Here is an 8,289-nt window from a genome sequence, read left to right on the forward strand (position 1 = left end):
ACACAGTGGACGTGGAGGTGACCAATGCCATCGTCACCTCGCTCACCGTCACGCCTTCACAGGTCTTAGTCGCGAAAGGTCAAACACAACAGTTACTTGCAACAGCGACCTACAGTGATGGGACCTCATCAGATGTCAGCCGTTCGGTCACGTGGACACCGGATGAACCACAGACAGCAACGGTCACGCCTACTGGTTTATTGTCTGGGGACACAGTCGCCACCACGACGGTTGAGGCTTTCCTAGACGGAGTCACCAGTAACACAGTGGACGTGGAGGTCTATGCATGTAGGAGTACGGGAGCTTCATGTCTTGACATCTTCGATACTGGTAGTGGGAAATTGTTTACAAATTCACCATCCAAAACGTTCCTAGATAGTAGAGGAGGCAGTACAAATAAAGGTTTTACACAAGAAATAGGAACTTCAGGTCCTACTGGGGATTTCTATATTTTCGATTGGAATAACGCAGATTCATTGTGTGACACATATAATTCCAAGAGTATTGCAGGACGAACCAACTGGCGTTTAGCTACTGTGAATGAGTTAAGGGGACTATTCAACACAAATGGAAATATGTTTACTGCTCGTGGCTGGGCAGTCAGGATAAATTACTGGACATCAACGTCTCGTGGTCCGGGCTATGCCAATATATCTCTCAGAAATGGTCACTCTGGGCTCACTATGCCGAGCGACGACTATCTTTACGCATCGTGTGTCTCTGTTCCTTAGCGGCAAACGTCTGAGTCTTAGATTTCTCTCTCAAAACCACCTACCTCGGTAGGTGGTTATATTAGTGATTTTAATAAAGTGCTTGGCAGGTACTTTAATACATTAGTTAGTTATCAAGATAAAACCTAGGCAGATAGATATTGAGATGAACTGGTAGTCTTCTTCGATGAAATAACCTACCAGAAGTGCCGAAGTATATTGATGATGTCAGCTAACTTAAATATCTTGGTTATACCTATTATTGGTATTGTTTCTGGATATTACCTTCTAAAAGAGGGTGTTTTAGGTTTTGACTTATTAGGTATAAGTTTTTTGTTGTCGGCAATTGCCATCTGTAGTGGATAAGGGCATTTGGCCAACAACATGCAGGGTGGTCGTATGGTTGTAATACTAGAAGTAATCCGCAAAGTCAGGATGTTCTATGGTTCGTAACTCAGAAGTGTCCAGCTTCGTGCTGACAGGGTAGATCACATTTTACCCGTGGCAGCTAGATTAGTAAAAACACTGACACGGTTTTGGTCCAAAGCTTGCCATCTTGATTTTGGGTCGAAAAATCCCGTAAGAAATTTCACTCTACATATAGTGTTAAGCGAGATCTAACTCTGAGATAATTTCTTGCAGAATGAGCTTGGATTCACTATCTAATCCTGTCAAAGGGGTTGGTAAACATGGGGATTCAGCATAGCCTAATATTTCTGCCGCACTGACCATCACCCTCATGGCACCGAGATTATCTGAGAACAATTGCCACAGTCTGTCATATCTTAGAGAGAGTTCTTTCGCTTGCGCAGGGGAAGAAATTTTGGCTTGCTTAAATAAGTATAGAGCGGTGAGTGGGAACAAACCTGCTAGGACGGAATACCAAACGTCACATCCTGCTTGAATGCCATTTGAAGCGAATACGTCACCACTAACTCCAATCGTTACATTGCCTGGCAGTAGTTTTCTGAGAGCTTGAACTCGGCATCCACCCTGATCTTCAAATTGCGCACCAGGGAACTTTATTGACTGCACCATTTTTAGCTTTGCAATCTCAGCATGGAGTTCGTGACTAAAGGTAAAATGGGTAGCAGCTGGGTTGTCGTATACACAGATAGGTACCGAAACGCTCTCCGATACACGTCGATAGAGTTCATAGACTTCTTCATCGAATAACCGATGATAAGAAATAGGCGCGAGTAAAAGACCTTTTACGCCGAGCTGCTCTGCTTGCTCAGCATTAGCAAGCACATCCCTTAATCGTAGCGACCCGATGCCAGCCAAGACAGGAATTTCTCCTGCCATTTCAACTGCTGTAGCAATCGCGTTATGTTTCTCTGATGCGTTTAAATACGGATATAAACCTGTTGACCCTAAGGCACATATAGAATCAACCCTTGCGTTAATTAAACGGCCAAGAATCTGACTATAAGCGGTCACGTCGATTCGTTCATCCGACATCGGGGTGATCGGGAAAGCACTGATTCCTTTAAATATCATAGATAAATTCCTTTCATTATGTGTGTTTACCGAGTGTTATGCGACCATAATGAGCCTATCGCAAATACATTAAACAGGATGGTAAAGATAGACAATGATCTGCACAGCCAAGACTGGACACCAAATTAAGTGACTTTCCATACCTGTAGTTATTCATGACTTTCTAATTTAGCAAAGGTACTGATTTATTTTTGTCCAGAAACTTCATAGGCTAAATTTTTATCCGTCACTTTTTATCTCGAAAGCCGTCAACAAAAGTAAGCTATTCCCAACGGATGAAGTGGCAGGGAAGACGATCTTCTTAGCGATCCAGGATGTCTCCGTACAATGGACGATGCCCATATAAGCAAATGGCGACAAGTTCTGAACCGCTTTATAATTATGTTCGAAGACCGATTAACTGCTTATAGGTAACCAGGGCAGTTACAAAGAATCCTTTATATATACAGGCTTTGGGGCTTTATCAATAATCGACTGCACAAATATATCAACGCATTCAGGCGTAAGTGGTAGGCTTAGTGATGGTTCGGTTATCTCAAGTTCCAGCAGCAGCGGCCGACCATTTTTACCTTCAATGAAGTCTAATCTCGCGTACAGAAGTGGTTGAGAAAGACCAAGATTGCTTTGTACTAACCTCAATATACGCTTCGCCAACGCCTTCTCTTCACTATTCGCTTCTTTTAGCTTGCGAAATTCCATGTCCGGCGTTTTAGTCTCACCACGTTGTGCGAGCAAAGGTTCCTTCTTAATCGCATGTGAGTACGTATGATCAAAGTAAATCATGTTCGTTTCACCATGCTCTTCAATCGTATGTAGGTATGGTTGAATAATGACGCCCTTACCTAGTCCTAATAGGTAACGCACATGCTGAGTTATTTTGTCTAAATCTTCGATGGACAGACGAATGACACCGAATGAATAGGCACCAACTGTTGGTTTAATCACGACTTCGTGAACTTTCCAGTAGTTATCTTGAAGATTAGCAACGGCTGCTTGAATCTCAGTTTCTGAGTAGATGATTTCTGTCGGGACAATTGGGACACCCTGCTTCTCGAGTTGTTTCAAATAACTCTTGTCTGAGTTCCATCTGATCACCGATAGAGGATTGAGCAGTACTGAACAATTTTCAACTTGTTGGCAAAATTCAATGAATGGCTCAATTTTCTCCATATAGGTCCACGGTGAGCGCAGGACAACCACATCATACATAGCCCAATCGTGGTTGGGGCTATCCCAAAATATCACATCAACTTCCACGTCAGTACGCTTAAAAGCGTCCAGAATATAAGGCATATCATAGTCGACAGCTAGGCTATCACTATCTGAGACTAAAGCGACTTTCTTTGTTGCGAGCATTTAACTATTCCTTTTACTACCAGGGAGAAGGGATTCCATGTGAATAAACTGACCACTCACTAAGCTGTCAGCATCAAGTGCCACTTTTATCGCTGTGAGGGCTCCTTCTTTTGGGGTTAACATCCCATCGCCATCGTTTAAGTCGGTCTTTGTATAGCCGGGATGGATGCTATTTACCGTTATCGAGGTATCTCGAAGCTCATAGGCGAGGTGAGCAGTCCAAGAATTGAGGGCACTTTTTGAGGCACTGTACGCTGGTAGAGATTTAAATTCATCCGTGTATGCGTATGATTTGGTGTCACTATGTAACGTCACCGATCCCAATAAGCTCGATACATTGAGGATTTTTCCTTTCATTGAGCGCTTGAGTAAAGGTAAAAAGCTGCGGGTTACGTTTACCGTACCAAACAAATTTGTATTGAACGTTTCAAACCATTTTATGAGTGGTTGTTCAGACGGCGGTGTGCCATATTCTTCAACCCTTATTGCTGCGTTGTTTATAAGTATATCGACCTTACCAAACAAGGTTTCAACGATATGGACGGCTTCTTTGATAGATTTGTCGTCGGTAATGTCCATACATAAGCAATAGACTTCGATACCTTGGAGGTTCAGGTTAGCAGCAGCCTCTTTAATTGCTGCTGCTTTTCTACCAGCAAGCAGTACCTTATGACCTTGCTTGCCAAGTTCTGCTGCAATTTCAAAACCGATCCCTCTGTTTGCTCCTGTAATGAGCGAAATCTGTGAGTCTGACATTCAGCCTTCCTAGCTCTTAACTTTCATAAAGTGAGTTTGTTTCTTCCCTTCTATCAACTTTCCGACGACAATAATGAAACAAAGAGCCAGTAGAAGTGTTAGAAAACTGAGTATCGCCATCCAGTTACCGAAGCGCTGCGCTATGAATCCGGACGTAATTACAGGTATCGAAAATCCGACATAAGAATAGATGTACATGCCAGCCGTAGAGCTTGCCTTGTCGATGTTATGGTTACTCGTAAACTTAAGTAGCCCCGCCATATATGTGAAACCATAACTTGAAAGGCTAGTGCAACTGGCTCCGAAAAGAATGATCGTGATAGATTCATGATAGTAGCCAAGTGCTATGAGGCTAAACCCAAATACCGTAAAGAAACATCCCAATATTAGGCTTGAGTTTGGGTGCAAGCGTTTAGCAATGTGTTGAGTCAAAAAACCAGTGCAAATAGATAGGAAAACCATTAAGCCAGTCCAATCGCTTAAACCCATCTCATTGAGAAGTATTGGTACGATTGCGATGACCATACCCGTTGTAGCCCAAGCTAACATCATGCCTAAACCATACGACCACGTGTTGGTGGGGAAGCAAGGCAATGTAATGAGTTTGAGATTTGGTTTTATGGTTTGGTTGCTCGGCAATCGAACCAGCAACAACAACAACAAAGAAACGAGTAGAAATAGACTGAGGTAACTGTATGGCAGCACTGTCATGCCAGCTACGTTTAGGCTCACACTTGTCGCAAGTGCACCACTACCAAACCCCAACGACGTAGACGCGGCCACTAGCAACGTACCAAATTTTTGTTCTCGTTCATCAATAAGGTCGTATATATACGCTGAGACTGAGGTTGTGGTTAAGGCGGTAGCAACACCCAATAGCAGTCTTGCGACAAATAACGAGGTCCAATTTGGCTGAATGACGAGCAATGCCGTTGCCCCCGCACTTAACAATAGTGCAAGGAATATGGGTTGCTTCCTACCTACTTTATTTGAAATACCCCCTAGCATTAATAGAGTAGGCAATAGACCCAATACATAGGCAGCAAAGGCGATGGCGACCGCCGCGGGGCCCATGTTACTGTTTTCGGCATAAACACTGTAAAGAGGTGCTTGAAGGTTTACAGAGTAGGTCACACAGAACATGACCAACGCCAACACACTTAATGAAATTCGTTTTTCCATACGAGTATTCCTTTCGTTGATAATTATCGTTGATAGCGTTTACATGTCACGTGTACTATTAACATAAATCCAGTATTTAGAGGGTGAACTATGCATTACATTCAGCTGTTATAGACTCTTCGCTCCAAGTTGTAATAAAAGGGTCCGTTTCTTCATTACCAAGTTGATCAAACAACTCAGTAGACAAATATCTTTCTCCTGTATCTGGTGCCATTGCCAATATCACGCTTCCTTTAGATGCAGATTTAGCCACTTCTAAAGCTGTAGCTACCGTTGCCCCGGCAGAGATACCAACAAGAATGCCTTCGTGACGAGCTAAGTCACGTGCCGTCGTGATCCCCAAATTTCCATCAACAGTGACAAGGTTATCCACCACACTCTTATCCAGCACACTTGGTATGAAATCTGGGGTCCAACCTTGGATGGGGTGAACTTTCCATTGGTCCTTTGCGAGGATCTGAGCACCTTTAGGTTCTGGGACGACAATTTCAACCTCCGGTCGTGCCACCTTCAGCATCTGTCCAATACCCGTAAGAGTTCCGCTTGTACCAAAGCCTGTGACAAAGTAATCCAAACGCTTACCAGAAAAATCACTGAGTATCTCACTTGCTGTCGTTTCACGATGATAAGCAGGGTTAGCTGGATTATCGAACTGGCGGGGTCTGAACCATCCATTCTGAGCTGCAAGCTGGTCGGCAATTCGATTACCGCCGCTACTACCTTGTTCACTTGGGAACAAGATGACTTCACCACCGTAAGCGCGAATTAGCTTCCTGCGTTCTAGCGAATATCCATCCCCCATTACGGCGATAAATTTGTATCCTCTGGCTGCGGCAACCATGGCCAAGGCAATTCCAACATTACCTGAAGTGCATTCAATAATTGTGTCGTCTTTCTTGAGCAAACCTTTTGTTTCAGCGTCTAACACGATTGAGAGTGCAAGCCTATCTTTGACTGAACCAGCTGGGTTGAAAGACTCCACTTTGACATAAACCTCGACTCCCTTTGGAGCAAGATTGTTTAGTTTGACAATTGGAGTGCATCCAACAGTTTCTGTTATTGAGTTATATAAAGGCATCTACGTTCTCTCGTTAGTTTTTATTTGAAGGGACACAGTCTTGGTCGTTTCACACTAGCTTCTTGCAACTGATACTGACGCCATTCGAGGTTTTCTTCTTCTCCATAAAACCCCAACTCAGTTGGCATCACTCCGTTGTTGTATTTTTTGACACGATTTCGAATACGCTCTCGAGCCTGCCTGCCACCTTTCGTTTCACCATTAGCGACCATGTCAAAGACCTCCCTTGCGTTAATCACAAAATTAAGGCGTGAGCCGAGATTCCGATTTCTAAGCACTTGATGCTTGTCTGAGCTCATGTTGATAAACAGTTCGACACCATTAAAGCAGTATGTCCATTTAGATGCCTCGGGGTCGATAGGTATATGCCTAGGCCATTGAGCGACATCGTGCTCATGCGTCCAATTTAAGACTTCCCAACCAAGCTTGTGCGGTGCCATTGAAAGTGAAAGGTCCGGAGAAAAAAACACCACTAATGGCGAGAACATACGCTTATTAACTGGAGTGGAATTCAACATGTCCGTATAAGCAATCAGTCCATGCAAAAACGGGTAGTAAGTGTTGTGTTCATCCGACTCACAAAACAGCACTTGGATAGTCTTAGAGTTCCACGCTCTGCGGCTAAACAGGCAAGGGAACTCAGGGGGCGCTGACTCTCTTACTGAATTCTTCCCACGCTTCCTTCTTCCAGTTTGAAAACTGATTCAGTTCTTGCAACAGTTCTGCATGTGTATACAAGGTTTTATGTTGCTCATTAGGCGCAAGAGCCGCAGGGTTAGTTTTGATGATTTCCATGACTTAAACTCTTATTTTTTTTGAATAGCGCATCCACGGCTTGAATGATGAGATCTAGTCCTTCTGTATTGGCTACTGACGAGTGGCTATCTGCACAGAACTCAGCAAGTTCTAAGCCCATAATTTGGTTGTTAGGAAGTGACTCGAATAGATCCAATAATTGGGCGACTTTCAAGCCTCCCTCGACTTTGAAGTCAGCGGAAATCTGCCCCGGGTCCATAACGTCCCAATCCACATGAACCCAGACTTTGGAATCACCAATGAATTTGATGACTGACTCTGGCGTCAGAGTTGAAGGGGGAAAGTGCATGAGACCTGCATTATTAACGTTGTTAAGTTCTTTTTCATCGATGTCATGTACGCCAATTAAAGCAACATTATTAGGTTTAACTCCCGCGCCAAAACCGCTATCCCACAGGCCGCATGTAGCAGCCAATACCATCCCGCCGAGATAACCGGTTTCTGTCGTTTCAGGGGTATTAAAGTCACTGTGTGCATCGATCCATAGGACCTTTATGTCAGGAAAAGTCGATGCAACAACGGGCAGTGTCGCTAAGCTCGCTGAGCAGGTATTTGATGCAAATAGGACAGGGCTATCGCCAGTGGCTAGTAAATGGGAGATTTTTGTCTGCAACAGAGCGAGGGTCTTTCGAGATTCCTGGAGTGCAACACTCCAATCATCCGATTTCGTAGGCGATCGTTGCCCTACGTAGTTAGGTGTAATGTCATAATATAGAGCAAGTTTATTTGCTGTGAGCTTTGCGCCCTCGAGCATACGATCTGCTCTGTCCGCGACACGTCCTTGAGAGCAGAGTATTTGAAAAGGCATTTAGAAAGACGTCAATATATTAAAAATGAAGTCTTTTTATAGCTCAGCTAGATAAATATAAAAAAATAATAATGATTATTTAT

The 8,289-nt window shown here is 43.7% G+C and carries 9 protein-coding genes and 1 pseudogene; 2 read left to right on the top strand and 8 right to left on the bottom strand.

From position 1 onward, the window contains the following. A partial coding sequence (locus AB4323_RS23070; RefSeq protein WP_372153445.1) for an Ig-like domain-containing protein occupies nt 1-731 on the top strand: 731 nt, incomplete at its 5' end. A gap of 585 nt (nt 732-1,316) precedes the next feature. Here AB4323_RS23070 and AB4323_RS23075 read toward each other — a convergent pair. After that, nucleotides 1,317-2,210, bottom strand: coding sequence for a dihydrodipicolinate synthase family protein (locus AB4323_RS23075; protein ID WP_017100374.1), 894 nt, complete (start codon nt 2,208-2,210; stop codon nt 1,317-1,319). 235 nt (nt 2,211-2,445) lie between these two features. Here AB4323_RS23075 and AB4323_RS23080 point away from each other — a divergent pair. Beyond that, a pseudogene (locus tag AB4323_RS23080) lies at nt 2,446-2,624 on the top strand (IS256 family transposase); the annotation flags it as partial. Between the two features lie 9 nt (nt 2,625-2,633). Here the strand turns inward: AB4323_RS23080 and AB4323_RS23085 are convergent. The 7 genes from AB4323_RS23085 to AB4323_RS23115 form a co-directional block, all read right to left on the bottom strand. Beyond that, nucleotides 2,634-3,566 (bottom strand): RimK family alpha-L-glutamate ligase, encoded by a 933-nt coding sequence (locus tag AB4323_RS23085; protein WP_017100375.1) that lies wholly within the window; start codon nt 3,564-3,566, stop codon nt 2,634-2,636. Beyond that, nucleotides 3,567-4,322, bottom strand: a complete 756-nt coding sequence (locus AB4323_RS23090) for an SDR family NAD(P)-dependent oxidoreductase (protein WP_372153446.1) — start codon at nt 4,320-4,322, stop codon at nt 3,567-3,569. A 9-nt stretch (nt 4,323-4,331) separates the two neighbouring features. After that, nucleotides 4,332-5,504 carry an MFS transporter gene (locus tag AB4323_RS23095; RefSeq protein WP_017100377.1) on the bottom strand — a complete coding sequence of 391 codons (1,173 nt, stop codon included), beginning with the start codon at nt 5,502-5,504 and terminating at the stop codon, nt 4,332-4,334. An 88-nt stretch (nt 5,505-5,592) separates the two neighbouring features. Next, entirely contained in the window at nt 5,593-6,582 is a 990-nt protein-coding gene (gene cysK, locus AB4323_RS23100) for a cysteine synthase A (protein WP_017100378.1), read from the bottom strand. Nucleotides 6,583-6,602: 20 nt separating this feature from the next. Then, complete coding sequence (locus AB4323_RS23105; RefSeq protein ID WP_240798337.1) at nt 6,603-7,172, bottom strand: YqcI/YcgG family protein; 570 nt, start codon at nt 7,170-7,172, stop codon at nt 6,603-6,605. A gap of 49 nt (nt 7,173-7,221) precedes the next feature. Beyond that, complete coding sequence (locus AB4323_RS23110) at nt 7,222-7,377, bottom strand: hypothetical protein (RefSeq protein ID WP_017100380.1); 156 nt, start codon at nt 7,375-7,377, stop codon at nt 7,222-7,224. Beyond that, nucleotides 7,358-8,206, bottom strand: a complete 849-nt coding sequence (locus AB4323_RS23115; RefSeq protein WP_372153448.1) for an arginase family protein — start codon at nt 8,204-8,206, stop codon at nt 7,358-7,360. Before AB4323_RS23115 ends, AB4323_RS23110 begins: the two co-directional genes overlap by 20 nt. Between the last annotated feature and the right edge of the window lie 83 nt (nt 8,207-8,289).

Source organism: Vibrio sp. 10N.261.52.C11 (assembly GCF_041471405.1).
Taxonomy (GTDB): domain Bacteria; phylum Pseudomonadota; class Gammaproteobacteria; order Enterobacterales; family Vibrionaceae; genus Vibrio; species Vibrio crassostreae_C.

Excerpts from the sequence above, each read along its gene's own strand:
- AB4323_RS23090 (WP_372153446.1), bottom strand. The coding sequence starts at position 4,322 with ATGTCAGACTCACAGATTTCGCTCATTACAGGAGCAAACAGAGGGATC.
- AB4323_RS23110 (WP_017100380.1), bottom strand. The coding sequence starts at position 7,377 with ATGGAAATCATCAAAACTAACCCTGCGGCTCTTGCGCCTAATGAGCAA.
- AB4323_RS23095 (WP_017100377.1), bottom strand. The coding sequence starts at position 5,504 with ATGGAAAAACGAATTTCATTAAGTGTGTTGGCGTTGGTCATGTTCTGT.
- AB4323_RS23085 (WP_017100375.1), bottom strand. The coding sequence starts at position 3,566 with ATGCTCGCAACAAAGAAAGTCGCTTTAGTCTCAGATAGTGATAGCCTA.
- cysK (WP_017100378.1), bottom strand. The coding sequence starts at position 6,582 with ATGCCTTTATATAACTCAATAACAGAAACTGTTGGATGCACTCCAATT.
- AB4323_RS23075 (WP_017100374.1), bottom strand. The coding sequence starts at position 2,210 with ATGATATTTAAAGGAATCAGTGCTTTCCCGATCACCCCGATGTCGGAT.
- AB4323_RS23115 (WP_372153448.1), bottom strand. The coding sequence starts at position 8,206 with ATGCCTTTTCAAATACTCTGCTCTCAAGGACGTGTCGCGGACAGAGCA.